Genomic DNA, 25,537 nt, shown 5'->3' on the forward strand with positions numbered 1-25,537 from the left:
GCGCACGGCCGCGGCGGCGCACCGGCCGGAGCGGGCCGCCGGGTGCCGCCGGGCGGTCATCGCGACCGGTTCAGGGTCTGGAGCGCGGCCTTGAGGAGCTGCGGCACCTGCGGCTGCCCGCCGTCGGCGACGGCCGCCTCGGCCTGCGGGGCGACGGCGGCGACCGCCTCGTCCGCCTCGCGGGTGGCGTAGCCGAGGCCGATCAGGGCGGCGTGCAGCTGATCGCGCCAGCCGGCCGTCACCGCGCTGCCGATGGCCGCGCGGGAGTTGCCGAGCGGGGCGCCGAGCCGGTCCTTGAGCTCCAGGAGCAGTTTCTGCGCGCCCTTCTTGCCGATGCCCGGCACGGCGGTGAGGGTCTTCTCGTCACCGCCGGCGACGGCCATGCGCAGGGTGTCCGGGGAGTGCACGGCCAGCATGGCCTGGGCCAGCCGCGGCCCCACACCGCTGGCGGTCTGGAGCAGCTCGAAGGTCTGCCGCTCGTCGTCGTCGGCGAAGCCGTAGAGGGTGAGCGAGTCCTCGCGGACGACGAGGGAGGTGGCGAGTCTGGCCGGCTGTCCGACGCGCAGCCCGGAGAGTGTGTTCGGCGTGCACTGGACGGCCATGCCGATACCGCCGACCTCGACGACGGCGGTATCCGGTGCGAGGGCCGCGACCGGGCCGGAGACGAAGGCGATCATCGGGTGCCCTTCTGGGGTGTCCCCCGGCGGATGCCGGCGGACGGGACGGATGCGGGACGGGTGCGGCGGGCCGCGGCCTGTGCCTGCTGGAGGCGGTTGACCGCGGGGGCGCGCCAGATGTGGCAGATGGCCAGGGCCAGGGCGTCGGCCGCGTCGGCGGGCCGGGGCGGCGCGTCCAGCCGCAGCAGCCGGGTGACCATGGCGCCGACCTGGTCCTTGTCGGCCCGGCCGGAGCCGGTGACGGCGGCCTTGACCTCGCTGGGGGTGTGCAGCGCGACCGGCAGTCCGCGGCGGGCGGCGCACAGCATGGCGACCGCGCTGGCCTGGGCGGTGCCCATGACCGTACGGACGTTGTGCTGGCTGAACACCCGCTCCACGGCGACGAATTCGGGCCGGTGCTCGTCCAGCCACGCGTCGATGCCGCGCTCGATCAGGACGAGGCGGTGGGCGATGTCGGCGTCCGACGGGGTCCGGACGACGCCGACGCCAACCATGCGCAGCGGGCGGCCGGCGACGCCGTCCACCACACCGACGCCGCAGCGCGTCAGCCCCGGGTCCACCCCCAGCACCTTCATCGGGCCCCACCCCTCGCCGTTTCGTTCACCTGTTCTTGCAGGTTAACGGCTGCCACTGACAAACCGACGGGCCGACGGGGTGTGTCCCGCCGGCCCGTCGTACGGCCCTGTGTGCTGTGCGCGCCGAAGACCTAGGCGTCGACCTTGGCCATGACGTCGTCGGAGACGTCGAAGTTGGCGAAGACGTTCTGCACGTCGTCGCTGTCCTCCAGCGCGTCGATCAGCTTGAAGATCTTGCGGGCGCCCTCTTCCTCGAGCTCGACCTGCATGGTCGGGACGAAGTTGGCGTCGGCCGAGTCGTAGTCGATACCGGCTTCCTGGAGCGCGGTACGGACCGCGACCAGGTCGGTGGCCTCGCTGAGCACCTCGAAGGACTCGCCGAGGTCGTTGACCTCCTCGGCGCCCGCGTCCAGGACCGCGCCGAGCACATCGTCCTCGGACAGCTCGCCCTTGGGGACGATCACCACGCCCTTGCGGTTGAACAGGTAGGACACCGAGCCCGGGTCGGCCATCGAACCGCCGTTGCGGGTCATCGCGACGCGGACGTCCGAGGCGGCGCGGTTGCGGTTGTCGGTGAGGCACTCGATGAGCACCGCGACGCCGTTGGGGCCGTAGCCCTCGTACATGATGGTCTCGTAGTCGGCGCCGCCCGCCTCAAGACCCGCACCGCGCTTGACCGCGCTGTCGATGTTCTTGTTGGGCACCGAGCTCTTCTTCGCCTTCTGGATGGCGTCGAAAAGGGTCGGGTTGCCTTCCACATCGGCGCCGCCGGTGCGCGCCGCGACCTCGATGTTCTTGATCAGCTTCGCGAAGAGTTTGCCGCGCTTGGCATCGATCACGGCCTTCTTGTGCTTCGTCGTAGCCCATTTAGAGTGGCCGGACATCCGCCTGTCTCCTTCGCGTAACCAATTGAGAAACGAACGCCTGAGATCCTACCGGGAACGCGCCGGAGGGCCGTACGCCCGCCCGTCGCCCGGGGTCAGCTCCGGGCGCGCCGCACCAGGTCGACGAAGAACGCGTGGACGCGGTGATCGCCGGTGAGTTCCGGATGGAAAGACGTGGCGAGGACGTTACCTTGCCGGACGGCCACCGTGTGACCGTCGTACGTCGCCAGGACCTCGACGGCGGCGCCGACCGACTCGACCCAGGGCGCCCGGATGAAGACGCCCTCGACCGGCCCGCCGGGGACGCCCGCGATCTCGACGGCCGCCTCGAAGGACTCGTTCTGCCGTCCGAAGGCGTTACGGCGCACGATCATGTCGATGCCGCCGAACGTCTCCTGGTCCTCGCGGCCGTCCAGCAGCTTGTCCGCGACCATGATCATGCCGGCGCAGGTGCCGTAGACCGGCTGCCCGCTCCGGACGAACGCGCGCAGCGGCTCCAGCATGCCGAAGGTGACGGCCAGCTTGGACATGGTGGTGGACTCGCCGCCCGGGATGACCAGGCCGTCGAGCCCGGCCAGCTCCTGCGGGCGGCGGACCGGCCGGGCCAGGGCGTCCGCCGTGGCGAGCGCCGTGAGGTGCTCGCGGACGTCGCCCTGGAGGGCCAGTACACCGATGGTGGGGGTGGTCATCTGCGTCCTACCAGCCGCGGTTGGCGTAGCGCTCGGACTCGGGGAGGGTGTCGCAGTTGATGCCGACCATGGCCTCGCCCAGGTTGCGCGACACGTCCGCGATGACCGCCGGGTCGTCGTAGAAGGTGGTGGCCTTCACGATCGCGGCGGCGCGCTTGGCGGGGTCGCCGGACTTGAAGATGCCGGAGCCGACGAACACGCCCTCGGCGCCGAGCTGGCGCATCAGGGCCGCGTCGGCCGGGGTCGCCACACCGCCGGCGGAGAACAGCACGACCGGCAGCTTGCCCAGCTCGGCGACCTCCTTGACCAGCTCGTAGGGGGCGCGCAGCTCCTTGGCGGCGGCGAACAGCTCGTTGTTGTCGTAGCCGCGCAGCCGGGCGATCTCGCCCTTGATCTGGCGCAGGTGGCGCACCGCCTCGACGACGTTGCCGGTACCGGCCTCGCCCTTGGAGCGGATCATGGCCGCGCCCTCGGCGATCCGGCGCAGCGCCTCGCCCAGGTTGGTGGCGCCGCAGACGAAGGGGGTGGTGAAGGCCCACTTGTCGGCGTGGTTGACCTCGTCGGCCGGGGTGAGTACCTCGGACTCGTCGATGTAGTCGACGCCGAGCGACTGAAGGACCTGGGCCTCGACGAAGTGGCCGATGCGGGACTTGGCCATGACCGGGATGGAGACCGCGTCGATGATGCCGTCGATCATGTCGGGGTCGGACATCCGGGCCACGCCGCCGTCCTTGCGGATGTCCGCGGGGACGCGCTCCAGCGCCATGACGGCGACGGCGCCCGCGTCCTCGGCGATCTTCGCCTCTTCCGGCGTGACGACATCCATGATCACGCCGCCCTTGAGCTGCTCGGCCATACCGCGCTTGACGCGCGCGGTTCCGGTCTCGGGGTGCTGGGGCGTGGTGGGCGTGGTGGACACGGTTGACCTCACTCAGTGCGGGTGGTTGCGCTTCACCGCCACACAACCGTTAGTGAGGGGCCGACGAAAAGGGCCAATTAGACGTCAGTGGCTTGTCCGGGGGTGAGGCGGCGGCCCGTCCGGGGGCCGGTGGCTCGGTGGCTCGGGTCGATTGTCCGGAGGCTGGTGGCCTGGTCGGTGGCTCGGCCGGTTGTCCGGAGGCCGGTGGCGCCGCGCGGTTCGTGGTGCGGGGTGTGGTGACGCGGCTCGTGGCGTCGGTGGCGCGTCGCGGCCGTACGGATCCCCGTCCGCCCCGCGGTGCGTCCGTGTCCGGCCTCAGGCGCCGACGGAGCGGTCGTCCAGGATGGCCGGCGGCTCGTCGTCCATCTCGAAGGCGAGCGGGAACGGCGCATGGCCCGCGAGCCGGAGGTAGCGCACCACCCGGTGGCGACGGACGGCGCGCGCGGCCCGCACGGAGTCGTTGTGGAAGCGGCGCGCCATGGGGACGCGGCGGACCGCGGCGGTGAGTTCGGCGATCGTCTGCGCACCGCCCTCGGCCTCCCGTACGGCCTCCACCTGGGCCTCCTCGCCGAAGATGACCCGCAGCGCCTGGCTCAGCTGGCTCTCGGCGACCTCGCGCTGGTCCTCCTCGGCCTGCCGGGCCTCGTGCGCGGCCTGGTAGAGGACGATCGAGGCGGCCGGATCGAGGACGCCGGAGGTGCCCACCTCCTGGGCGACCGAGGCGCGCCGCAGCAACTGTGCGTCCAGGGCGGCGCGTGCCGCGTCGATGCGGGCGTGCAGGCGGTCGAGGCGGCCGGCGGTCCAGCTCAGGTAGACGCCGATGACGACCAGGGCGGCCGCGATGCTGATCAAAGTGGTCACGCCGGGCCACAGTACCGGCCGTCCGCCTCCACCCTGGGGTGGAGAACGGGGTGGAAGGTCAACCCACGGAATTCGCCCCTGGCTCCGATTCGCCCGACCGGCCCCAGCACCTAGCGTTTTGCCCAGGACGCCGTCCCCACGCAGGACAGGAGGCCCGGCCATGGAACAGTTCCCGTCGCAGACCGCGCGCAGCGCCGGCCCGTCTTCCCCGGTGCGCTCCCGGCACCGCCTGCTGGGCTCACTCGCGATCAATGTGCTGCTGCCGCTGGTGGCCTACTACGTCCTGCGGGCGCAGGGCGCGGAGCAGTGGCAGGCGCTGCTGCTCAGCAGCGCGATCCCGGCACTGCGCGTCGCCTTCACGATCGTCACCCGCCGTCGGGCGGACGCCTTCGACCTGTTCGTGACCGGCATGCTCGCGGTGTCCGCGGCCACCTCTGTGACCAGCGGCAGCCCGCGGGTGATGTTCCTCAAGGACATGGGGCTCTCGGTGGCGCTGGGGCTGTGGTTCCTGGGCACCCTGCTCACGCCGCGGCCGTTCGCCTACCACTTCAGCCGGCAGCTGCGGGCCGGCGCCGCGGCCGAGGAGCGGGAGCGGGCCTGGCGGGATTCCGCCGAGCTGCGGCGTGCGCTGCGCCTGGTCACCGTGGTCTGGGGCGCCGCACAGCTGCTGGACGCGGCGGTCGGCGCGTTCACCGCCCTGACCCTGCCGGTCGATGCCGTACCGCTGGTCGGCCGCGTGCGGACGCTGGTGCAGCTGGGCCTGGTGACGGCGCTCACCGTCGCCTACGCCCGGCGGTTCCGGGCCCGGCACGGCCTGTCCCTGTTCGGCACCCGGCCGTCCGCCCCGCTCCTCGTACCGGCAAGGGCCCCGGTCATGTGTGACGCCGACCTCACGCACACGTGGCGCGCCCGGGGTACACAGGGGCCGCAGCGCCCCGAAGAACCGCCCGCTCCGCTCGGGCCGGCCACACCGACAGGGCCGGTCACCCCGGTCAGGCCCGCCGATCCGGTCCCGGGCGCCCTGGTGGCGTGGGCGTGCGGGCACCGGCGGGTGCGCGCGGGGGCCGGACGGCGTGCTCCCGCGCCGCCTCCGGTGTCAGTCGCGGGCCGCCCAGCGGGCTCGCCGGCCCGTCCGCTCGTCCGCCGCCACCGCGGCGGCGCCGTGGGTGACCGTCTCGTACACCGCGAGGATGTCCGCGCCGACCGTCGACCAGTCGAAGCGGCGTACGTGCTTGCTGCCGCGCTCGCGCAGTTCGGCCAGCCGTACCGGGTCGCCGAGCAGGCGGACGGCGGCGGCGGCGAGCGCGTCCGCGTCCTCATTGGCGAACAGCTCGCCCGCCGCCCCCTGGTCCAGGACCTGGGCGAACGCGTCGAGATCGCTGGCCAGTACCGGCGCACCGGCCGACAGCGCCTCCACCAGGATGATGCCGAAGGACTCACCGCCGGTGTTCGGCGCGACGTACACATCGACACTGCGCAGCAGCCGGGCCTTGTCCTCGTCGCTCACCATGCCGAGGAATTCGACCCGGGAGCGCAGCTCGGCGGGGAGCGTCGCGACGGCCTCCTCCTCGTCACCGCGCCCGGCCACCAGCAGCCGGGCGTCCGGCACCTCGGCGAGGATCCGCGGCAGCGCCTTCATCAGGACCGGCAGGCCCTTGCGCGGCTCGTCGATCCGGCCGATGAACCCGATCGTCCGGCCCTGCCATTCGGCCTTCGGCTCCGCACCGGCGAAGAAGTCGACGTCCACGCCGTTGGGGATGACCACCGCGTCGCCGCCGAGGTGTTCGACGAGCGTGCGGCGGGCGTATTCGCTCACCGCGATGCGTGCGCTGATCTTCTCCAGCGCGGGTTGCAGGATCGGATACGCCGCGATCATGAAGCGGGACCGCGGATTCGAGGTGTGGAATGTCGCCACGATCGGACCCTGCGCCGCCCAGCAGGCGAGCAGGCCGACCGACGGCGTTCCGGGTTCGTGGATGTGGATGACGTCGAAGGCGCCGTCGTGCAGCCAGCGGCGCACCCGGGCGGCGGACAGGAACCCGAAGTTGAGCCGGGCGACCGAGCCGTTGTAGGGGACCGGTACGGCGCGGCCGGCCGAGACGACGTACGGCGGCAGGGGTGTCTCGTCGTCCGCCGGAGCCAGGACGGAGACGTCGTGACCGAGCCTGATCAGATGCTCGGCGAGGTCGCGGACGTGGAACTGGACGCCGCCGGGGACGTCCCATGAGTACGGGCAGACGATCCCGATCTTCACCGCTGCTCCGTCCTGTCGGCGTCCGCGCCACCGGATCCGGAGCGCGGGGCACCGGTCTCGTCGCGCGGCTCCAGGTCGGCGAGCCAGAGGCGCTGGAGCATGTGCCAGTCCTCGGGGTGATCCGCGATACCGGCGGCGAAGGCGTCGGCCAGTGCCTGGGTCATCGCGGCGGCCTTCTCGGCGCGGGTGCCGGTCGGCGGTACGTCGATCTCCGGGTGGACGCGGCCCCGCATGACCGGGGTGTCGTCGTACCAGAGGGTGACGGGCAGCAGCATCGCGCCGGTCTGCACGGCGAGCATGGCGGGACCGGCCGGCATCTTCGTCGCCTCGCCGAAGAACGTCACCTCTATCCCGGAGCTGGACAGATCGCGGTCGGCGACCAGGCAGATCAGGCCGCCGGCCCGCAGCCGCCGGGCCAGGGTGCCGAAGGCGGCGCCGCCGGTGTGCGGCAGCACCTCCATGCCCAGTCCCTCGCGGTAGGCGACGAAGCGGTCGTAGAGGGACTCGGGCTTGAGCCGCTCGGCGACGGTGGTGAAGGGAACGCCGAGCTTGGTGGTGACCCAGACACCCGCGAGGTCGTAGTTGCCCATATGGGGCAGGGCCAGGATGACTCCGCGGTCGCTCTTGAGCCCCTCCTCCAGGTAGTGCACGTCCTGAGCCGTGAAACCCGCCCTTATCCGGTCCTTGCTCCACGCGGGCAGCCGGAAGGACTCCATCCAGTAGCGCATGTAGGAGCGCATACCGGCCCGGGAGAGCTGGGCCAGGCGCTGCGGCGAGGCGTCCGGGACGACCCGGGCGAGGTTTGCCTCCAGCCGCAGGACACCCTTCCCCCGGCGCTTCCAGGCCATGTCGGCGAGCTGCCGGCCGAGCCGTACGGCGACCGCTTCCGGGAGCTTCTTGACGGTGCTCCAGCCGAGGCCGTAGAGCCCGTCCGTCAGCCTCGCCGTGTCGATCTTCGGCAGACCGGGCCACCCGGCACGTCCGGTCCGCCCCGTCCCCTCCGGCGCACCGGTCCCGCCGGTTCCTTCGGTCCCACCACTGCGGCTCATGCGCCGTTCCCCCCTTGTGCGACGGCGTCGGCCTCCGCCGACTCGCGGCGCACCGTCACCACGCGCTGGGCGAGGGTGACGGTGCTGCCGATGGCGACGACCCACAGCGCGATCGGCAGCAGGACCTGGACACCGGGCACACCGAACGCGTGCAGTCCGGACAGGCCGCAGGCGACGAGCGTGATGACCAGCCGCTCGGCGCGCTCCACCAGACCGTTGACGTCCACCGGCAGCCCGATGGCCTCACCACGGGCCTTGGTGTACGAGACGACCTGGCCGCTGGCCAGGCAGAAGATCGCCATCGCGCAGAGCACCAGGCTGTCGCCGCGCCCGGCGTACCAGAGGGCGAGCCCGCCGAAGATCGCCGAGTCGGCGACCCGGTCGAGGGTGGAGTCGAGGAAGGCGCCCCAGCGGCTGGAGCGGCCCAGCTGGCGCGCCATATTGCCGTCGACGAGGTCGGAGAAGACGAACAGCGTGATGACGATCGTGCCCCAGAAGAACTCCCCCAGCGGAAAGAAGACCAGGGCGCCGGCCACCACACCGCCGGTCCCGACGAGGGTGACCGCGTCCGGGCTGACCCCGAGACGGATGAGCAGGGCGGCGAACGGCGTGAGAACACGCGTGAAGAACGCACGCGCGTACTTGTTCAGCATGGCCTTCCCGGAGGATCGATTCGGGCCGCGCGGTCAATGGGGCCACCGGCTGGCCCATCGTAGCCAGGCGGCCCCCCGGCACCACGAATGCACCACCGCGTACGGTGCACCGCACGGCTCGCCGGGGCCGTGCCATGCCCCCGCGAGCCGAGCGGTGCACCGTGCGCGGTGGTGCCGGCGGAGCGGCGCCCGGCCTCACCCGGACCCCGATGGCCCGTGGTGCTGTGTGTTCCGGGTCTCCCGGGTCTCCCTGCTCTCCCGGGTCCCCCGGTGCCATGTATGGACGCGGCATGGCCACGGTGGAAAGCTCGAATCACCGCAAAGTGTCGACCTGGAGGCGAGACACATGAGCGAGAAGTCGAGCACATACCCGGGAGCCGCCGGAAGGGCATCGGCGGCCGGCCCGCCCACGGCCCTGCGCAACGTGGTGCTGGTCGGCCACAGCGGTTCCGGGAAGACCACTCTGGTCGAAGCCCTCGCCCTGGCATCGGGCGCGGTCAACCGGGCGGGCCGCGTCGAGGACGGCGGCTGCCTCTCCGACTACGACGAGATCGAGCGCCGCCAGCAGCGTTCCGTACAGCTCTCCCTGGTCCCCGTGGAGTGGGGCGACGTCAAGATCAACCTCTTGGACACCCCCGGATACGCCGATTTCGTCGGGGAGTTGAGGGCCGGTCTGCGCGCCGCGGACGCGGCCCTCTTCGTCGTCTCGGCGGCCGACGGGGTGGCGGGTGCGACCCGCATGGTCTGGGACGAGTGCGCGGCGGTCGGCATGCCGCGCGCGCTGGTCGTCACCCACCTGGAAGCGGCCCGCGCCGACTTCGAGGAGATGACCGAGATCTGCCGCGAAGCGTTCGGCGGGGCGGACCAGGACGCCGTGGTCCCGCTGTATCTGCCGCTCTACGGCACACCGGGCGCCGACGGCCACTCCCCCGTGCACGGCCTGATCGGTCTGCTCTCGCAGCGGGTCTTCGACTACTCCTCCGGCGAGCGCACCGAACGCGAGCCGACGGCGGACGAGCTGCCGCTGATCGCGCGGGCCCGTGACCGTCTGATCGAGGGGATCATCGCCGAGAGCGAGGACGAGTCCCTCATGGACCGCTATCTCGGCGGCGCCGAGATAGACGTCAAGACGCTGATCAGCGATCTGGAGACGGCGGTCGCCCGGGGCACCTTCCACCCCGTGCTGGCCGCGGCCCCGGCCGCCGACGGCTCCCGGCAGGGCCTGGGCACCGTCGAACTGCTGGATCTGGTCACCGCCGGTTTCCCCACGCCCGCCGAGCGCGACGCACCGGCCGTCACCGGCACCGACGGCGCCCCGTGCCCGCCGCTGACCTGCGACCCCGACGGTCCGCTGGTGGCCGAGGTGGTGAAGACCTCCTCCGACCCGTACGTCGGCCGGCTCTCGCTCGTCCGTATCTTCTCCGGCACCCTGCGGCCGGACGAGACGGTGCATGTCTCCGGCCACGGCATGCAGGACCGGGGCCATGAGGACCATGACGTCGAGGAGCGGATCGGCGCGCTGTCCGCCCCCTTCGGCAAGCAGCAGCGGCCGCTGTCGCAGGCGAGCGCCGGCGATCTGGCCTGCGTGGCGAAGCTGTCCCGCGCCGAGACCGGCGACACCCTCTCGGGCAAGGACACCCCGCTGCTGATGGAGCCGTGGGCGATGCCGGACCCGCTGCTGCCGGTCGCCATCCAGGCGCACAGCAAGGCCGACGAGGACAAGCTCTCGCAGGGCCTGTCCCGGCTGGTCGCCGAGGACCCGACGATGCGGCTCGAACACTGCCCGGACACCCACCAGGTGGTCCTGTGGTGCCTGGGTGAGGCACATGCCGAGGTGGCGCTGGAGCGGCTGCGCGCCCGATACGGCGTCCAGGTCGACACGGTCGCGCACCAGGTGCCGCTGCGCGAGACGTTCGGCGGGCCGGCTTCGGGGCGCGGCCGGCATGTGAAGCAGTCCGGCGGCCACGGCCAGTTCGCGATCTGCGAGATCGAGGTGGCGCCGCTGCCCGCCGGCTCCGGCATCGAGTTCGTGGACAAGGTGGTGGGAGGCGCGGTGCCCCGGCAGTTCATTCCGTCCGTGGAGAAGGGCGTACGTGCCCAGGCCGCGCGCGGGGTCGCCGCCGGGCGCCCGCTCGTCGACATCCGCGTCACGCTGCTCGACGGCAAGGCGCATTCCGTCGACTCCTCGGACGCCGCGTTCCAGACGGCGGGCGCGCTGGCGCTGCGCGAGGCGGCCGCCGAGGTCCGCATCGATCTGCTGGAACCGGTCGCGGAGGTGAGCGTGCTGGTGCCGGACGACTTCGTCGGCCCGGTGATGAGCGATCTGTCGGGGCGCCGCGGCCGGGTGGTGGGCACCGAGCAGTCGGGGGCGGGCCGCACCCTGATACGCGCCGAGGTGCCGGAGATCGAGATCGGCAGGTACGCGGTGGATCTGCCCTCCCTCTCGCACGGCACCGGGCGCTTCCAGCGGGTCTACCTGCGGCACGAGCCGATGCCGCCGCAGCTCGCCGCGAAACTTCGCGAACAGCCGGGGAACGGCGCATAGCCGACGCCGGGTCAGCCGCTGTCCCCGCTCAACTCCCTTGGGCCGGACGGCGGCTGTAGGCTGAGGTCACCGGCACGGCAGGTGTGCCGTGGGCGGTATCCGGGAAACAGCCGCATCATCGGATGCGTGCGGTGATGGGGGCGGTAGTGGCAGACAGCTTCGACTTCAGTCCCGGGGCGCAGGTGCCGCTCTCGGGGGGCGCGGGGCAGACGGCGGCGACCCAGGCACTGGCCTCGGTGGCCTATCGGGACAGCCCGCTCGCCGATATCTCCAAGGCCGATTCCGAGTCCGCCGCGTCCGAGATCAAGAAACCGAAGCTGTCGCTGTTCGAGCCCAATCTCGGCGAGGCGTTCGCGCGTGCCGTACAGGTGCGGATGCTCGGCGGCGGCCGCAAGGCGCTCATCCCGTCCTTCGGTATCGAACCGCAGATCATCGTCGAGCACTGCCTGTCCGCCACCCGCATCCGTAAGCAGCGGGACGCCAAGCTGACCGCCGTGATGGTGCTGTTCGGCCTGCTGTTCCTGCCCGGTGTGCTGCTGTGGCTGGGCTCCTTCCAGCTCAAGAAGATGCTCGTCAAGGGCGAGGGCAAGGGTGTCTCCGCGCTCGGTGGGGTGCTGCTGGCCGCGCTCGCCGGTGTCGCCCTGTTCTTCATGATCAAGCTGCCGCTCGACGGCTTCTGGCCGATCTACGTCCGCGCCATGATCGTCCTCCCGGTCGTCGGCTGGTGGTGGGCCAAGCAGATCTGCGAAACGACCGCGGTGGCGATGCGGGGCGCCTGGTCGGGGCTGCTGGACGGCGGCGGGGTGGCCGCGAAGATCCCCGAGGCGGTGCCGCAGGACCCGAATCACACCTCGGCCGAGACCCTCCGGCAGAATCTCGCCAAAGTCTCCGCCGAGCAGCGCAGCAACGTCGTCTTCTACGCCGGCCCCAAGGGCATTCTCGGTATGGGCACCCGCTGGGGCAGCTGGCAGCTCGCCGAGGAGCTCAGGCCCGCGCAGGAGGGCACCGAGATCCACCCGTTCCGCAGCTGGGACGTCATCCGCGTCATCCACGACCGGCTGCGCCTGCTGGAGCGCAGCCCGCTGCACACCGGCGGATTCCAGCAGCCGCCGTCGGTACGCCACTGGATCGTCGTCCCGGTCGGCGAGAAGGCCAAGGCGGTCTCCCACCCGGACGGCACGGACGTCGAGTCGTACCAGGTCCGCGGGCACGAGATCGAGCGCATCTGCAATGAGCAGCAGTTCGGCAGCGGCAACCGCCACTATCTGGGTGTCCAGTTCGTCCTCTGGGACGGCCAGCTCGTGATCACCCTGATGATCACCGTGACCGTGCTGCACGAGACGCTGCGCATCGAGGTGACCGGCCATGCCCTCGGCCCGGTCAACTCGCTCTTCACGGCCGGGCCGTCGCCCCGGACCAAGACGGTCTCCAAGGTCGTGAAGTTCTGGGAGACGAAGACCCACAACCTCCCGCTCATCCACCCCGGCGAGGTCGTCCGGCTCGCCGCCCGCGCCCCGCTGACCTGGTTCCCCCCGGTGCTGGACTTCCTCGGCGGCAAGCTCACCCTCCCGGAGCCCTTCGGCCTGCGCCATGTCTGGGCCGACAAGCCCTGGCGCCACCGCTTCATGGCCGACGACGCCCTGCGCGCCGCGACCCCCGTGCTGCGTACGGTCCACTCCGCGGCCATGAGCGTCCTGCGGGAGAACGGCGTCGACACCGAGCGCTTCGACAACCGCTCCCTGGTCCTCAGCGGCATGATCCAGAGCGTCGAGCCGAGGAAGGCGGACGAGTACAACGCGTAGCCGGTGCGTGTGGCGGCCCGTCCCGGCCGCCTACCGGAAGATCCCCGTGTGCCCCAGCGAGTACCGTCCCGGCTGCGGGTAGACCGCCAGACCGTGCGGCCCCTGGCCCACCGGGATCTTGGCCAGCGTCTCCCCGGTGCGGGTGTCCAGGGCGTAGACCTCGGCGTTGTAGCGGCCGGACAGCCACAGGACCTTGCCGTCGGCGGAGACGCCGCCCATGTCGGGACTGCCGCCGCCGCGGATGTGCCACTTGTCGACGAGCCGGCCGGACGCGAAGTCGAGGAGTGAGACGGAACCCTCGCCGCGGTTGGAGATGTACAGGTTCTTGGAGTCGCGGCTGACGTAGAGGCCGTGGGCGCCCTTGCCGGTCGGCAGCAGCTTCGGTTCGGCGAAGGTGTCGCCGTTGAGGATCCACACCCCGTCGGCCATCATGTCGGCGATGTACCAGGTCTTGCCGTTCGGTGAGATCTTCACGTCCTGCGGCATCGCGCCCTCGAACGGCAGCTTCTGCTGGTCGATGACCTCCATCTTCTCGGTGTCGACCTTGAGCAGTTCGCCGGAGAACTCGCAGGAGACGATGAAGTACCTGCCGTCCGCCGAGAAGTCGGCGTGGTTGACGCCCGAGCAGGTCACCGGCACGGTCTTGCGTTCCTCCATGGTCCGGGGGTCGCGGAAGACGAGTTCCTTGTCCTTCGAGGCCATCACGATCGCGTACTTGCCGTTGGGCGTGAAGTAGAGGTTGTACGGGTCGTGGGCGTCGACGCGGTCGCCTGCCTTGCCGGTCGCCGGGTCGATCGGCGTCAGGTCGTTCCCCCGGTCGTTGTTGACCCAGAGCGTCTTCATGTCCCAGGACGGCACGACGTGCTGCGGCTGCATACCGACCGGGATCGTCTCGATGACCTTGTACGTCTCCGGGTCGATGACGCTGACGCTCTCGGATTCGGTGTTGGGCACGTACACCCGCGAGGGGAAGTCCCGGACCTCCGGTGCCAGCTTGCCGGGCCGGTCCGCCGCGTAGATGTCGTTCTCGTCCAGCACCGGCGGCATCCCGGGCAGGCCCGGCTTGACCGCTTTGACCGGTGCGGGCTTGACGGGGCGCGGGCTGTGCTCGGCGGCCTTGGGCTTGGTGCCGCCGCCGCAGCCGGCCACCGCCAGCGCGCAGGCCACGGCGAGCAGCGCGGCCCGGCGGCCGGTGCGGGACGTCGGGCGGTGGGGGGTACGGGTCCGGTCAGCCATCACGTCACTAGCTCCGTTGTCGTCACCGCACGCAGTCCGCGCCGGTGCAGGCCGTCGAGGATCGGGGGCAGCGCGGCCACCGTGCCGGCGTGCCCGAGGTGGAGGCTCACGATCGACCCCGGCCGGACCCGGTCCAGAACCGTGCGCCGGACGGCCGGTGCGCCGGGGTCGCTCGCGTCGAGGGAGTCCACGTCGTAGGACAGGACGTGCGGATAGCCCGCCTCACGGGCCAGCCGGATCACCAGATCGGTGGCCCGTTGCGCCTGCGAGGGCCGGAACCAGCTGCCGATGGTGCCGGTGAGCCGGCGCAGCCGCTCGGCGCACTGGCTGATCTCGGCGTACGCCGCGTCGGCCGGCAGGGCGCAGATGTTGCGGTGGTGCATGGTGTGGTTGCCCAGCTCATGGCCGCCGTCGAGGATCCGGCGGGCCATCGCGGGCTGCTCGTCGAGCCAGTCGCCGATGGCGAGCACGGTAACCCGGGCACCGGCCCGCTCGGCCTCGTCCAGCAGCGCGGTGGCCGTCCTGGGGTCGCCCCGGCCGTGGAAGGTCAGCGCGACCGCGTGGCCGTCCCGTGGTCCGTGTTCGATCTGTACGGGCATCCCGGGTACCCGTGTCGGCGGCCGGGCGGCGTGCGCCGGGGCGGGCTGGACGGCACCCGGCCGGGCGGAGTCCGACGCACTGGGCCGGCCGGAGCGCGGGGCGCCGGGGGCCCGTACGGCCGGGGAGTCCGTACCGGCCGGGGCACAGCCCGACCCGAGCGCGCCAGCGGCCACGGCCGAGGCGGCCACGCGCAGCACGGAGCGACGATCCAGGGAGGTCACCACCCCATTAGAGGGGCAGCTATTCCAAGTTTGGGCGATTCGCCCGATTCATGCTGGTGCGTGTCGTCCCGGACACCCGCGGCGGAAGCGGCCTACGCCGGCCAGGCGTCGGCGAGCATCGCCCGAGTGTCGGCGAGGAGTTGGGGCAGCACCTTGGTGTGTCCGACCACCGGCATGAAGTTCGTGTCGCCGCCCCAGCGCGGTACGACGTGCTGATGCAGATGCGCCGCGATTCCGGCGCCGGCGACGCTGCCCTGGTTCATCCCGATGTTGAACCCGTGCGCCCCGGACGCGGTGCGCAGCGCGGTCATCGCCCGCTTCGTCAGCTCGGCGAGCTCCGCGGTCTCCGGGCCGTCCAGCTCCGTGTAGTCGGCGACGTGCCGGAACGGGACGATCATGAGGTGGCCCCCGTTGTAGGGGTAGAGGTTCAGCACCGCGTAAACGTGCTCACCACGCGCGATCACGAGGCCGTCCTCGTCCGACTTCGCGGGAATCGAGCAGAACGGGCAGCCGTCCCGGGCCCCCGGGCCGCTCGGCTTGTTCTCCCCCTGGATGTACGCCATCCGGTGGGGCGTCCACAGGCGCTGGAAGGCGTCCTGCGTCCCTACTCCGATCTGCTGCTCCGGCTCACTCGTCATGAAATGCAGCATATGACTTTCCCGGTACGGCGCAGGGCCCCGGGTCTCCCCGGGGCCCTGACCTCCCCGCGCGGGCGGGGCCGTGCTCACACCTGGATCCGGCGCTCCACCACGTCGACGATCTCCGCGATGGCCTGGTCGCGCGGAATGCCGTTCTTCTGCGATCCGTCGCGGTAACGGAAGGACACCGCGCCGTTCGCCACGTCCTCGTCACCCGCGATGATCATGAACGGCACCTTGCTCTTCTGCGCGTTCCTGATCTTCTTCTGCATCCGGTCCGAGGAGGCGTCGACCTCGATCCGCAGCCCCTTGGCCTTCGCCTCGGCGGCGAACTCCTGGAGGTAGGGCACATGCGCGTCGCCGATCGGGATACCGGTCGCCTGCACCGGCGCGAGCCACGCCGGGAACGCGCCCGCGTAGTGCTCCAGCAGCACCGCGAAGAACCGCTCGATCGAGCCGAACAGAGCCCGGTGGATCATGACCGGACGCTGCTTGGAACCGTCGGCGGCGGTGTATTCGAGGCTGAACCGCTCCGGCAGGTTGAAGTCCAGCTGGATGGTGGACATCTGCCAGGTGCGGCCGATCGCGTCCTTCGCCTGGACGGAGATCTTCGGGCCGTAGAACGCGGCGCCGCCCGGATCCGGAACGAGCGGGAGGCCCTGCTTCTCGGCCACCTTGCGCAGCGTCTCGGTGGCCTCCTCCCAGGCGTCGTCCTCGCCGACGAACTTCTCCGGGTCCTTCGTGGACAGCTCCAGATAGAAGTCGTTCAGACCGTAGTCGCGCAGCAGGTCGAGCACGAAGGTCAGCGTCGAGTCGAGCTCGTCCGCCATCTGCTCCTTGGTGCAGTAGATGTGCGCGTCGTCCTGGGTGAAGCCGCGGGCCCGGGTCAGCCCGTGCACGACGCCCGACTTCTCGTAGCGGTAGACGGTCCCGAACTCGAAGAGGCGCAGCGGCAGTTCACGGTAGGACCGGCCCCGCGCATCGAAGATCAGGTTGTGCATCGGGCAGTTCATGGGCTTGAGGTAGTAGTCCGTGCCCTCGTCCAGCTGCATGGGCGGGTACATACCGTCGGCGTACCAGTCCAGGTGGCCGGACTTCTCGAACAGCTTCCCCTTGGTGGCGTGCGGGGTGTAGACGAACTCGTACCCCGACTCCTCGTGCCGGCGGCGGGAGTAGTCCTCCATGGTGCGGCGGATGATGCCGCCCTTGGGGTGGAAGACCGCCAGGCCCGAGCCGATGTCCTCCGGGATGGAGAACAGATCCAGCTCGGCGCCGAGCTTGCGGTGGTCGCGCTTCTCGGCCTCGACGAGGAACTCCAGATGCGCCTTGAGCTCGTCCTTGGTCGGCCAGGCGGTGCCGTAGATCCTCTGGAGCTGCTTGTTCTTCTCGCTGCCGCGCCAGTACGCGGCGGCCGAGCGCATCAGCTTGAAGGCCGGGATGGCGCGGGTGCTCGGGAGGTGCGGACCGCGGCAGAGGTCCTTCCAGCACAGCTCACCGGTCTTGGCGTCGAGGTTGTCGTAGATGGTCAGCTCACCGGCGCCGACCTCGGCGGACGCCCCCTCGGCGGCCTCCGCGGCCGAGCCCTTGAGGCCGATCAGCTCGATCTTGTACGGCTCGTCGGCCAGCTCCTCGCGCGCGGCGTCGTCGCTCACCACCCGGCGCGCGAACTTCTGCCCGCGCTTCTGGATCTCCTGCATCTTCTTCTCGATGCGCTTGAGATCGTCCGGGTGGAACGGGGTCTCGACGTCGAAGTCGTAGTAGAAGCCGTCCTTGATGGGCGGGCCGATGCCGAGCTTCGCCTGCGGGAACAGCTCCTGCACGGCCTGCGCCAGCACATGCGCGGTGGAGTGCCGCAGGATGTTCAGGCCGTCCTCGGAGGTGATCTCCACGGCCTCGACCGCGTCGCCGTCGGCGACCTCGTAGGCGAGGTCCTTCAGCTCACCGGCCACCCGTGCGGCGACGACACTGCGCTCACCCTGGAAGAGGTCGGCGGCCGTAGTCCCCGTGGTCACCACGCGTTCTTCCCGCTCGGAATCGCGTTGGACGGTCACACGGACGTCTGACACCGGTCTCTCCTGACTCATGTTTCCCTCACGTCAGCGATTGCTGCGCAGGCGAATCGTACCGAGCCGCCGGACCGGACCGCGAAACGGATTGTCCGGCGCCCCCGCTACTCCTCGCCCAGCGGCCCGCCGCACGCCTCCTCGAAGAAGTCCAGATTCTCCTGGAGGGACTTCATCAGCCGGTCCCGCTCCGCCTCGTCGACCTGTACGGGCGTGACATCGCGGCCACCGGTGATCCGCCGGAAACCGCCCCGGCTCTCCAGCCGCCCGCTCACCCGGATCGGCAGCCCCACCAGATGCGCGTGACCCGCGATCCGGTAGTCCTCCTCCCCCAGCGCGACCCGCACCTGCACCACATCGGCCCCGTTGATCACCCGCAGCCGCACCGCCCCCGGCCCGCCCGGCCGCTCCCGGCGCAGCCGTACGACCGCCCCGGTCACCCGCACCGGCAGTGACGGCTCGTCCCGTACGTAGCGCTGCGCCGCCTGCTGGAGCGCGGGCAGATCACCGGGCGAGAACTCCACCGGCTCGGGGCGGGCCGCGAAACCGCCCGGGACGCCGGCCGCCGGTGACCACTCCACCGCGATCCGCACCCCCTCCGCGTCCCGCACCAGCGCGATCAGCGCCTCCGCCAGCTCATGGCAGACCCCCAGCGCGACGGCCGCGTCGAAGGCTTCCATCCCGCCGGTGGCCCGCTGGTAGTCCGTCGCGTCGCGGATCGCGTGCAGCGCCCGTTGCAGCCCGGCGACCGCCGGCCGCCCGGCCCCCACCGGGACGAACGCGGTCAGCCGGCGCCCGGCCGACGCCGGGCCGGCCAGCACCTGGCCCAGGAACCCCTCGGCCCGCCGCTTGTGCCGGGCACCGTAGAACCCGGCCCGGCCGTACGTGCCCAGCGCACCGGCCAGCAGCATCGCGCGCGCGGCACCCCGCAGCCGCTCCTGGGCCACCCACAGCGCGGCGCCCGAACCGTCGTCCGGGACCTCGCGCTCCCAGTGCACCTCGTCGCTGGGCACCGCGAGCCCCGTCAGCACGTCGCGGGCGGACGGCAGGCCGCTCTGCGCCAGCGACTCCAGCGCCTCGCCCAGCAGCTCCCCGCTGTCGGGGAACCGGTGATCGTGCGGCACCAGCAGGCTCGCGCCGCCGCCCCCGCCGGGCGGCGTCCACCGGGCGTAGTGCCCGGCGGTCCCGCCCCGGCGCCGCCACCCGTGCCGGGCCAGCAGCGCGCTGAGCACCGCCGGATCGACCTGCGTGGGGTCCGGCGGCATCGGATCGTACTCATCGGTCGGCCGGTACATCAGGGTCTCCCTCCCGCCCCGACCCGCGTCATGATCTCGCAGAGCGCGCGGTCGTCGAAGATCCGCGCCGTCGGGATCCGCACAGTGGTCCTGCGCCGGCCGGTCACCGCATGGCCGGCCAGATTGGTCCAGTAACAGCAGTGCCGCAGTTCGAGACGGTCATGGCTCGCCCGCAGCCAGTCCTCCTGGGTACGCGGCACCAGCATCACGACCAGGATCTTGTGCACCGCCACGGGGGTACGGGCCAGCTTCACCAGATGATCGTTGTCGAGGGTGAAGGCGAAGGTCGGCCCCGGTGGGCGCGGTGCGGTCTGGTAGGTGCACTTGAGCTGCACCTTGATGGTGACCTCGTCGTCGACGGTGTGTCCTGGCGCACCGTGGCTGACGTGCCAGTCGATTCCGTTGTCCGGGAAGGGCTGCGCCAGCGAGCACCCGGAGGCGGCGGCAATCGCGTGCAGATAGCCCACCTGGAGGGTCTCCATGCAGGCGGTGGTGGCGAGTCCGCCGCGCCGCGGGGTGATCCGCTGTGGCAGCAGCCCGCCCGGTTCGGGCTGCGCGAGCGTCATCGCTCAAATGCCTTCCGGGCTGTGCCGATCGAAGGTGACAGGGACGACGGGGAAGTGGCAGGCCGCGTACGGGAGAACTCCGCGCGCCGTCGGCCGCGCCCGGTGACGCCCGGGGGCGCCGCCGCCGGACCGCGCGGATCGCGCCGGCCCGTCCCTGTGGTTGTCTCCGCGTCAAGTGGTCCGCAAACAAGGACGGTTCGACCACCGTGCGGCTCGGGTATCACCAGCTCGGGTGGCGTGCACCGTCACCCACGGTACGAGCGCGAGGAGTTGGGATGATGCCGTGCTGGTATGACGGTCCGCTTGCTTCCTTCGACACCGAGACGACGGGGATCGACGTAGAACGGGACCGCGTCGTCTCCGCGGCCCTGGTGGTCCAGGAGACCCCGCGCTCCACCCCGCGCACCACCCGCTGGCTGATCAACCCCGGCGTCGCGATACCCGAGGCGGCCACCGCGGTGCACGGCCTGACCGGGGACCATCTCGCGCGGCACGGCCGCTGGCCGGCACCGGCGCTGGAGGAGATCGCGCGCGCCCTGGCCGCCCAGGTGCCGGCCGGCCGCCCGCTGGTCGTGATGAACGCCCCGTTCGATCTCACCCTCCTGGACCGCGAACTGAAGCGGCACCGGGCCGCCTCCCTCGACATCTATCTGGGCGCCCACCCGCTGTGCGTCCTGGACCCCCGGGTCCTCGACAAGCACTTCGACCGCTACCGCAAGGGCCGCCGCACCCTCACCGACCTGTGCGCGCACTACGAGGTCGAGCTGACCGGCGCCCACGAGGCGGCGGCCGACGCGCTCGCCGCGCTGCGCGTCGTCCGGGCACTGGGACACCGCTTCGCCGCCCGGCTGGACGGACTGCTGCCGGCCGAGCTGCACACCCGGCAGGCCATCTGGCACGCCGCGCAGGCCCGCGGCCTACAGGAATGGTTCTCCCGCAGCGGCACCCCGGAGGCCGTCGATCCGCACTGGCCGCTGCGCCCCGGTCTCAGCACCGCGGCCTGATGACTCATCAGCACATTCCCGGCGCATTCACCGGCCCGGCAGCGCCGGCCGGTACCGAATGCGGCGCTCAACGAAAAGGGCCGGGTCACCAATTGGTGACCCGGCCCTTGATCCCGGTGGGCGATACTGGGTTCGAACCAGTGACCTCTTCGGTGTGAACGAAGCGCTCTCCCACTGAGCTAATCGCCCGGGCGTCTGCGGCGTTTCCCGCGAACGACCTGAACAATACAGGCCGCCGGGGCGTTCCATCAAATTCCCGATTCCGCACCCACGGCGGCCACCGCGCGGCACCGTTCGCCGCCCCTCATCCGCGGGCCGGCCGGGAAGCCGGCCCGCGGCGCCCGGCGCGCATCATCAACGTGTGGTGGACGAGGAACAACGGCCGCGCGGGCACCGCGATCCGGCGCGGCGAGGGCTCGCACACCCCGGCCTCCTGGACGAAGCGGACCCGTGTCCCGCCGGCGTCCGGCTCTACCGTCCGGTCGGGCCCCTGCGCAGCGCCGCCGCCTGCGCCCCGCGTCCGGATCCCTCGCGTCCGGATCCCCTACGCCTCGCCGATGACAACCGTCAGGCCGAAGGGCAGCAGCGAGCGGAACCGGGCCGCCGCACCCCGTTCGTCGACCGGGGCACTTCGCGCACCTGCGGCCACCACCGGGGATACGCCGCGAGGTCTTCGAGGGCGGCGTGGACGGCAGCGGGCGGGGTGTTGAGCGGCCGTACGCCACGGAAGCGACAGCGGTGTGGACGGCGCAGCCGATCGGACATGGTCCCGGTGCGCCACCCGGACGGGCGCACCCTCCCCCAACTGACACAGCGGCCCGGAGGCTTGAAGCCTCCGGGCCGCTGTCCGGGGTGGGCGATACTGGGTTCGAACCAGTGACCTCTTCGGTGTGAACGAAGCGCTCTCCCACTGAGCTAATCGCCCGGTGCGGCGACAACATTACCCCACGTCGGCGGGGGTCCATGACCACCTGGGGAGCACCTGTCGACGCACCACGGCGGCACGGGGCCGAACCCGCCCGCCGCACACCGCGAACGGCACCGCGGCGCTCACCGCACCGACGCTCGCCGCACCCACCGCCACACCGCTGGAGACCGCCGGCCGGGCCGGGCGGAGGGGCGCACGAGCCGGGAGCGCCGTACGGAATGCGGTGCCCGGAGCCGGGCGAGCGCCAGGCCGTCGCGGCACCCTTCGCGGCGTCCGATCGCCTATCACTCTCCGTATTCGCGGGGCGGGACTTACCGGACGAGATCCGTCCACGGAATTCCCGTCGACGACGATCGCGCAATCCGCCGTAAGAGGTACGGGAAGCCACCCAAAACCGTCAGAGGGGTTTACAACGGCACCGTAGGTGGCATGTCGATTTCGCCGACGTGCGAATCCCCGAGCGCACACTGAGCGAAAGGCCCTGGCGCTTATGAACACCACGGTCAGCTGCGAGCTGCACCTGCGCCTCGTTGTGTCGAGCGAGTCCTCACTGCCTGTACCCGCGGGCCTGCGGTATGACACGGCCGATCCGTATGCCGTGCATGCCACCTTCCACACCGGAGCCGAGGAGACCGTCGAGTGGGTTTTCGCCCGCGACCTCCTCGCCGAGGGCCTGCACCGGCCCACGGGCACCGGAGACGTCCGCGTATGGCCGTCCCGGAGCCACGGACAGGGCGTTGTCTGCATCGCCCTGAGTTCCCCGGAAGGCGAAGCCCTTCTGGAGGCCCCCGCGCGGGCCCTCGAATCGTTCCTGAAGAGGACCGACGCCGCCGTGCCACCCGGTACGGAACACCGGCATTTCGATCTCGACACGGAGCTCTCCCACATCCTCGCGGAGAGTTGAGGCGTACCACAGCCACCCATTGCACCCATCCGCTCACGACTTGCGACCGTCCGACTCGGGGCGACGGCGCAGGACCGACAAGTTCATACGGCACACTTCGGCGCCGTCGCCGCGGACCCACCGCGGAGACGGCGCCGAAGCTTGTTCGAAGCGCTAGAGTCGGCGACCATTCGGCAAGGACACCGGGGGCGGGACCCGTCCGGCCCCATGCGGCCAGGGAGCAGAACCGTGATGATCACCCATGACACCCGGTGTGCGCTCGACGCGGTCGTCGCTCTGCTCAACTCCGCTCCGGAGGGCGAGTCGCCCAACGCACCGGACAGCCTGACCGGCCTCGGGGCCCTTGAGGACTTCGTGCAGCGCCACAACATCAGCGACGTGGGTGTCCTGGTCGAGGACGATCTGGCGGCCGTCCGGTCCGTCCGGGCGCGGTTCGCGCAGGTCTTCGCCGCGGACGACGACCGCACCGCCGCCGCGCTGCTGAACCAGCTGGTCGCCTCCGCGGGCACCACCCCGCAGCTGACCGATCACGACAGCTACGACTGGCACGTCCACTACTTCGCGCCGGGGGCCTCGGTCGCCGATCATCTGGCCGCGGACTGCGGGATGGCGGTGGCCTTCCTCCTCGTCGCCGGGGAGCGGGAACGGCTGCGGCGCTGCGAGGCCCCCGACTGCCGGCATGCCTTCGTCGACCTCTCACGCAACCGCTCCCGGCGCTACTGCGACAGCCGGACATGCGGAAACCGGCTGCATGTCGCGGCGTACCGCGCGCGCCGCCGGGAGGCCGCGGGCTGATCCCGCCCGGCGGCCCCTCAACGGTCTTCGCAGGTCCGGGCGGCGCGGCCGCGGCCTCACAGGAGAAAGAGGTCGTGGACCGCACCGAGCAGGAGCAGAAAGCCGATGAAGCCGAGGAAGAGCATCAACGGCGGCTGGGACAGCGCGAAAAGACAACCGCGCGGTTCGGGGTCCGGGGCATCGTTCCGGGCCAGGGCGCACTCATCGTTCATCTCGCGCGCATCATGGCGCACATGATCGTCGGAGCGCGCCTCATACGCTCCTCAGCAGCGGGAGTTCATCAGATCCCGTGCTTTTTCAGGATCGCTTCGATGTCCGAGAAGTCATCCTTGGGTGCGCCGCTCCTGCCCTGGGCCTTCGGCGGTGCGGCCACCTCGGCTCCGGTGCGGCCGGCGCCGAGGGAGGGCGCGGAGGCGGCGGGCGCCACCGCGGCGGACCGGGATTCCGGCGCGGCCTTGCGCTCCTTGCGGCCGCCGATGCCCCGGTGGCGCTCCACGGCCCGGCCGATCACGAACAGCACGGCGGAGAGCGCCAGCACCCCGAAGCCGGCCCAGACCATGGGCTTGAAGACGATGCCGGTGAGCCAGTCGATGACACCCGTCATCACCAGGCCGACGGGGACGAGGGAAAAGGCCGCGATGCGGGTCGCGGCCAGGAACCGCTTGCGGTATGCCGTCAGCGCGGCGATACCCAGGCCCGCCGCCGACACCGCGGCACAGACGGTCGAGGTCAGCATCCAGTCCTCCTGCCATCGATGAACGAGCGTACGATCCGCGCTCCCCTCCATCCTGCCTTGTCCGGCGCCCCGACTGCCATGTTCCGGCCCGGCCTCAGGGACATCTCGGGGTACCGCTCCTCCGCAGGTCCCAGTGCGAGGGCCGAATCACGGACTGGGACACTGCTCCCATGAACGACCTCACCGCCGCCCCCACCGCCCGCGCCGTCCTCGACGTCTGGTGCGATCTCCAGTGCCCGGACTGCCACGCCGCCCAGCAGGACCTGCGGGCGCTGCGCGAGCGGTACGGCGACCGGCTGGACATCCGGCTGCGCCACTTCCCGCTGGAGAAGCACAAGTACGCCTACGTCGCGGCCCAGGCCGCTGAGGAAGCGGTGGACCAGGGCAAGGGCCGGGAGTACGCCGAAGCGGTGCTGGCCCGTACCGAGGAGCTCGGCGGACGCGGCGAGCGGCTGCTCCTGGAGGTCGCCGGGGAGCTGGGGCTGGACACCGAGGAGCTGGACACCGCGCTGGTCGACGGGCGGCATCTGCTGATCGTCGACGCGGACCAGGCGGAGGGCAAGGCGATCGGCGTGACCGGTACCCCGACGTATGTGATCGGCGGGGAGCGGCTGGACGGCGGCGAGAGCCAGGAGGGCCTGCGCGCCCGGATCGAGGAGATCGCCGACCGGCTGCTGGCCGGGCAGGGCTGAGCACGGCGGCACGGGCCCCGGGGTCCCGCGGGCGCTTCAGCGCCGTACCGGCCACCGGAGCGCCCGGTGTCCGGGGGCCCGGCGGCCCGCCGTCACAGGATCGGCTTCCACAGCAGGTACGCGGTGGACCGGTAGCCCAACGAGCGGTAGAGCCCGAGCGCGGGGGCGTTGTCCGCGTAGACGTTGAGGCCCAGGACCGGGCGGCCCGCGGCGAGGCAGATCCGCTCGGCGAGGAGCATCAGCGTGCGGCCGTGGCCCCGGCCGCGGTGGGCGGGGTCCACCGTCACATCGACGACATAGCCACCGGATTCGCCCGGCATCCGCAGGGCGACCCAGACGCTGCCGACATCCGTGCCGTCGTACGCGAGGACCCGCAGCGCGTGGCCGGCCGTGCCGGCACCGTCCGGGAGCATCGTGCGGTGCCCCTCCACCGCTACCCGCTCAGCCCGCTCGCGGGACATCCCCTGCCCCACCTGCATCCGCACATAGGCGGCGTGCGCCGCGGCGTGCCAGGCCGGGTACTCCGCCGCGCCGAGCGGACGGTCGCGGGCGGCCGCGGGGAGCTCGGGCGGCGCGGTGAGCGCCTTGGCCATCCGGCGGCTGCGCTCGGTGTAGCCGAGGGCGGCCGCGAGCCGCAGCCCGGCCGCGGCCTCCGCCGGGACGGTCAGTTCGATCTGCCGGCAGCCCCAGCCGCGCAGTACTTCCTCGGCGGCGAGGGCGGCGACCGTGGCGCGCCCACGGTGCCGGTCGGGCGCGTCGATGTCCAGGGCCTCGATCCGGCCGGCGCCGGGGCCGAACCGCGCGTCGGTGGCCAGCCGGATCCCGCCGGCCCGGCGGCCGTTGACGCAGATGTCGTACGGACGGGCGCGGACCCCGTCGTCCCGTCGTTCTTCCGGTCCCGCGGGCCGCAGCGTTGTGGTCACGAGGACTTTCTACCCGTCCGCCCGCGCC

General features: G+C 71.7%; 24 protein-coding genes, 2 tRNA genes and 1 pseudogene. 7 read left to right on the plus strand and 20 right to left on the minus strand.

The window, feature by feature from the left end:
* Window positions 1-56: 56 nt before the first annotated feature.
* The 6 genes from ruvA to ACLJWH_RS18795 all read right to left on the minus strand — a co-directional run bounded on the left by ruvA (window position 57) and on the right by ACLJWH_RS18795 (window position 4,605).
* Window positions 57-677 carry a Holliday junction branch migration protein RuvA gene (ruvA, locus tag ACLJWH_RS18770; protein ID WP_411142865.1) on the minus strand — a complete coding sequence of 207 codons (621 nt, stop codon included), beginning with the start codon at window positions 675-677 and terminating at the stop codon, window positions 57-59.
* Window positions 674-1,252, minus strand: coding sequence for a crossover junction endodeoxyribonuclease RuvC (gene ruvC / locus ACLJWH_RS18775; protein ID WP_411142866.1), 579 nt, complete (start codon window positions 1,250-1,252; stop codon window positions 674-676). The genes ruvA and ruvC overlap by 4 nt, the downstream gene beginning before the upstream one ends.
* Window positions 1,253-1,383: 131 nt before the next feature.
* Window positions 1,384-2,136 carry a YebC/PmpR family DNA-binding transcriptional regulator gene (locus tag ACLJWH_RS18780; protein WP_052853525.1) on the minus strand — a complete coding sequence of 251 codons (753 nt, stop codon included), beginning with the start codon at window positions 2,134-2,136 and terminating at the stop codon, window positions 1,384-1,386.
* A 95-nt stretch (window positions 2,137-2,231) separates the two neighbouring features.
* Window positions 2,232-2,825, minus strand: coding sequence for a pyridoxal 5'-phosphate synthase glutaminase subunit PdxT (gene pdxT / locus ACLJWH_RS18785; RefSeq protein ID WP_411142867.1), 594 nt, complete (start codon window positions 2,823-2,825; stop codon window positions 2,232-2,234).
* Between the two features lie 7 nt (window positions 2,826-2,832).
* On the minus strand, window positions 2,833-3,744 hold the full coding sequence (gene pdxS / locus ACLJWH_RS18790) for a pyridoxal 5'-phosphate synthase lyase subunit PdxS (protein WP_411142868.1): 912 nt from the start codon (window positions 3,742-3,744) through the stop codon (window positions 2,833-2,835).
* A gap of 315 nt (window positions 3,745-4,059) precedes the next feature.
* Complete coding sequence (locus ACLJWH_RS18795) at window positions 4,060-4,605, minus strand: hypothetical protein (protein ID WP_411142869.1); 546 nt, start codon at window positions 4,603-4,605, stop codon at window positions 4,060-4,062.
* Between the two features lie 160 nt (window positions 4,606-4,765).
* Here ACLJWH_RS18795 and ACLJWH_RS18800 point away from each other — a divergent pair.
* Window positions 4,766-5,326: pseudogene (locus ACLJWH_RS18800) on the plus strand (VC0807 family protein); the annotation flags it as partial.
* A gap of 375 nt (window positions 5,327-5,701) precedes the next feature.
* On the opposite strand, the gene ACLJWH_RS18805 reads toward ACLJWH_RS18800, so the two are convergent.
* Genes ACLJWH_RS18805 through pgsA form a run of 3 tightly spaced genes read right to left on the minus strand, consistent with a single transcriptional unit; the run spans window position 5,702 to window position 8,561 of the window.
* A complete protein-coding gene (locus ACLJWH_RS18805; protein ID WP_411142870.1) occupies window positions 5,702-6,859 on the minus strand; it encodes a glycosyltransferase family 4 protein in 1,158 nt (385 codons plus the stop codon).
* Complete coding sequence (locus ACLJWH_RS18810; RefSeq protein ID WP_411142871.1) at window positions 6,856-7,908, minus strand: phosphatidylinositol mannoside acyltransferase; 1,053 nt, start codon at window positions 7,906-7,908, stop codon at window positions 6,856-6,858. Before ACLJWH_RS18810 ends, ACLJWH_RS18805 begins: the two co-directional genes overlap by 4 nt.
* The gene (gene pgsA, locus ACLJWH_RS18815; protein WP_411142872.1) at window positions 7,905-8,561 is read right to left on the minus strand and encodes a phosphatidylinositol phosphate synthase; all 657 of its coding nucleotides are present in this window, start codon (window positions 8,559-8,561) and stop codon (window positions 7,905-7,907) included. Before pgsA ends, ACLJWH_RS18810 begins: the two co-directional genes overlap by 4 nt.
* 346 nt (window positions 8,562-8,907) lie before the next feature.
* Between pgsA and ACLJWH_RS18820 the strand changes: the two genes are divergently transcribed.
* The gene (locus ACLJWH_RS18820; protein ID WP_411142873.1) at window positions 8,908-11,106 is read left to right on the plus strand and encodes an elongation factor G-like protein EF-G2; all 2,199 of its coding nucleotides are present in this window, start codon (window positions 8,908-8,910) and stop codon (window positions 11,104-11,106) included.
* Window positions 11,107-11,228: 122 nt separating this feature from the next.
* On the plus strand, window positions 11,229-12,908 hold the full coding sequence (locus ACLJWH_RS18825) for a hypothetical protein (RefSeq protein ID WP_411142874.1): 1,680 nt from the start codon (window positions 11,229-11,231) through the stop codon (window positions 12,906-12,908).
* Window positions 12,909-12,938: 30 nt separating this feature from the next.
* Here the strand turns inward: ACLJWH_RS18825 and ACLJWH_RS18830 are convergent, their stop codons facing one another.
* From ACLJWH_RS18830 to ACLJWH_RS18855, 6 genes are all read right to left on the minus strand, one after another.
* Window positions 12,939-14,144, minus strand: coding sequence for a YncE family protein (locus ACLJWH_RS18830; protein ID WP_411142875.1), 1,206 nt, complete (start codon window positions 14,142-14,144; stop codon window positions 12,939-12,941).
* On the minus strand, window positions 14,144-14,965 hold the full coding sequence (locus ACLJWH_RS18835) for a polysaccharide deacetylase family protein (RefSeq protein WP_411142876.1): 822 nt from the start codon (window positions 14,963-14,965) through the stop codon (window positions 14,144-14,146). Before ACLJWH_RS18835 ends, ACLJWH_RS18830 begins: the two co-directional genes overlap by 1 nt.
* 92 nt (window positions 14,966-15,057) lie before the next feature.
* Window positions 15,058-15,615 (minus strand): HIT family protein, encoded by a 558-nt coding sequence (locus ACLJWH_RS18840; protein WP_411142877.1) that lies wholly within the window; start codon window positions 15,613-15,615, stop codon window positions 15,058-15,060.
* A gap of 74 nt (window positions 15,616-15,689) precedes the next feature.
* Complete coding sequence (gene thrS, locus ACLJWH_RS18845; protein WP_411142878.1) at window positions 15,690-17,669, minus strand: threonine--tRNA ligase; 1,980 nt, start codon at window positions 17,667-17,669, stop codon at window positions 15,690-15,692.
* Window positions 17,670-17,773: 104 nt separating this feature from the next.
* A complete protein-coding gene (locus ACLJWH_RS18850) occupies window positions 17,774-18,961 on the minus strand; it encodes a hypothetical protein (RefSeq protein ID WP_411142879.1) in 1,188 nt (395 codons plus the stop codon).
* Window positions 18,961-19,527: a DUF4365 domain-containing protein gene (locus tag ACLJWH_RS18855; RefSeq protein WP_411142880.1), complete on the minus strand. Its 567-nt coding sequence runs from the start codon at window positions 19,525-19,527 to the stop codon at window positions 18,961-18,963. The genes ACLJWH_RS18850 and ACLJWH_RS18855 overlap by 1 nt, the downstream gene beginning before the upstream one ends.
* Window positions 19,528-19,805: 278 nt before the next feature.
* Between ACLJWH_RS18855 and ACLJWH_RS18860 the strand changes: the two genes are divergently transcribed.
* Entirely contained in the window at window positions 19,806-20,531 is a 726-nt protein-coding gene (locus tag ACLJWH_RS18860) for an exonuclease domain-containing protein (RefSeq protein WP_411142965.1), read from the plus strand.
* Between the two features lie 117 nt (window positions 20,532-20,648).
* Here ACLJWH_RS18860 and ACLJWH_RS18865 read toward each other — a convergent pair.
* Both ACLJWH_RS18865 and ACLJWH_RS18870 read right to left on the minus strand, forming a co-directional pair.
* Window positions 20,649-20,720, minus strand: a tRNA-Val gene (locus ACLJWH_RS18865).
* 664 nt (window positions 20,721-21,384) lie between these two features.
* Window positions 21,385-21,456, minus strand: a tRNA-Val gene (locus ACLJWH_RS18870).
* Window positions 21,457-21,949: 493 nt separating this feature from the next.
* On the opposite strand from ACLJWH_RS18870, the gene ACLJWH_RS18875 reads away from it, so the two are divergent.
* Together ACLJWH_RS18875 and ACLJWH_RS18880 are read left to right on the plus strand one after the other, a co-directional pair.
* Window positions 21,950-22,363, plus strand: a complete 414-nt coding sequence (locus tag ACLJWH_RS18875; protein WP_003959770.1) for an SsgA family sporulation/cell division regulator — start codon at window positions 21,950-21,952, stop codon at window positions 22,361-22,363.
* Window positions 22,364-22,591: 228 nt separating this feature from the next.
* A complete protein-coding gene (locus tag ACLJWH_RS18880; RefSeq protein WP_411142881.1) occupies window positions 22,592-23,158 on the plus strand; it encodes a CGNR zinc finger domain-containing protein in 567 nt (188 codons plus the stop codon).
* 56 nt (window positions 23,159-23,214) lie between these two features.
* On the opposite strand, the gene ACLJWH_RS18885 is transcribed toward ACLJWH_RS18880, so the two are convergent.
* Both ACLJWH_RS18885 and ACLJWH_RS18890 read right to left on the minus strand, forming a co-directional pair.
* Window positions 23,215-23,370 (minus strand): hypothetical protein, encoded by a 156-nt coding sequence (locus ACLJWH_RS18885; RefSeq protein ID WP_165484701.1) that lies wholly within the window; start codon window positions 23,368-23,370, stop codon window positions 23,215-23,217.
* 68 nt (window positions 23,371-23,438) lie between these two features.
* The gene (locus tag ACLJWH_RS18890) at window positions 23,439-23,894 is read right to left on the minus strand and encodes a hypothetical protein (protein WP_411142882.1); all 456 of its coding nucleotides are present in this window, start codon (window positions 23,892-23,894) and stop codon (window positions 23,439-23,441) included.
* Window positions 23,895-24,064: 170 nt separating this feature from the next.
* Here ACLJWH_RS18890 and ACLJWH_RS18895 point away from each other — a divergent pair, with 170 nt between their 5' ends.
* On the plus strand, window positions 24,065-24,586 hold the full coding sequence (locus tag ACLJWH_RS18895) for a DsbA family protein (protein ID WP_411142883.1): 522 nt from the start codon (window positions 24,065-24,067) through the stop codon (window positions 24,584-24,586).
* A gap of 92 nt (window positions 24,587-24,678) precedes the next feature.
* Here the strand turns inward: ACLJWH_RS18895 and ACLJWH_RS18900 are convergent, their stop codons facing one another.
* Window positions 24,679-25,509 (minus strand): GNAT family N-acetyltransferase, encoded by an 831-nt coding sequence (locus tag ACLJWH_RS18900; RefSeq protein ID WP_411142884.1) that lies wholly within the window; start codon window positions 25,507-25,509, stop codon window positions 24,679-24,681.
* Window positions 25,510-25,537 lie beyond the last annotated feature (28 nt).

The organism is Streptomyces sp. x-80, from assembly GCF_046549095.1.
Lineage (GTDB): Bacteria > Actinomycetota > Actinomycetes > Streptomycetales > Streptomycetaceae > Streptomyces > Streptomyces celluloflavus.